Origin of the sequence: Marinilabilia salmonicolor JCM 21150 (assembly GCF_000259075.1) — a bacterium.
In the GTDB taxonomy this organism is placed as follows: Bacteria; Bacteroidota; Bacteroidia; order Bacteroidales; family Marinilabiliaceae; genus Marinilabilia; species Marinilabilia salmonicolor.
On record NZ_AJKI01000009.1, the window covers coordinates 1 to 682 of the forward strand.

Below are 682 nucleotides of genomic sequence, written 5' to 3' on the forward strand. Positions count from 1 at the left end.
AAGCAGTACATCTCCCATCAAACTCCGCATTGGCTACGGTGCCGACAAGCGCAAATCAGATGCCGCCCCGGAGTATTTAACCGAAATAATCACGCTTCCGGAATATGTTCTGAACAACGGCACGCAATATTGGGATACCACCATCACTTTTCAGGCGCAGGTGCCGTGGGACCACTCACACCGGTTAGAAAATGCCGTAGATTTACGTACTCTGCCCGATTTGGAAGAAAGGGTGCTGAGGAAATATGAGGAGTTAAGACAGTTTCTGGTTAATTGTGATATTACAGGTTATATTGAAGAAGATGCAGAGCGAGGCATACATTATATGGAACGATTATATATTTCTGATTATTCTAAAATAAAAAAACAAATTTATAGTCTTACTTCAAGTTTTATTCCCAATCATCCTGAAAAAGTAATTTTTCCAATTCAAAATGTAGAGTTAGCATTGTATAATGATGGGAAAATTGCACTCTTGAGGCATGCCAGTCTAAAGAATAGTGCTTTATGGTTTACTGATTATGTGCCGGAAATTCAAGAAACACTCATTAATTCTTATTTTTCAATTTTTCTTTATCTTCCCGAAGGGGAAACAGAGTTACAGGTCTATTGATTTAGTTATTTAAACGTTCGGGATAAGCCTATTAAAAGCGGCCGACCTTTTATTAGTGTTTGTCTGTAA

At 38.3% G+C, this 682-nt stretch carries 1 protein-coding gene; it reads left to right on the top strand.

Translation table 11 applies throughout. The features are described 5' to 3' along the window. The coding region (locus W7W_RS0106300; protein WP_010662968.1) for a hypothetical protein at window positions 1-613 on the top strand (613 nt) is incomplete at its 5' end. Window positions 614-682 lie beyond the last annotated feature (69 nt).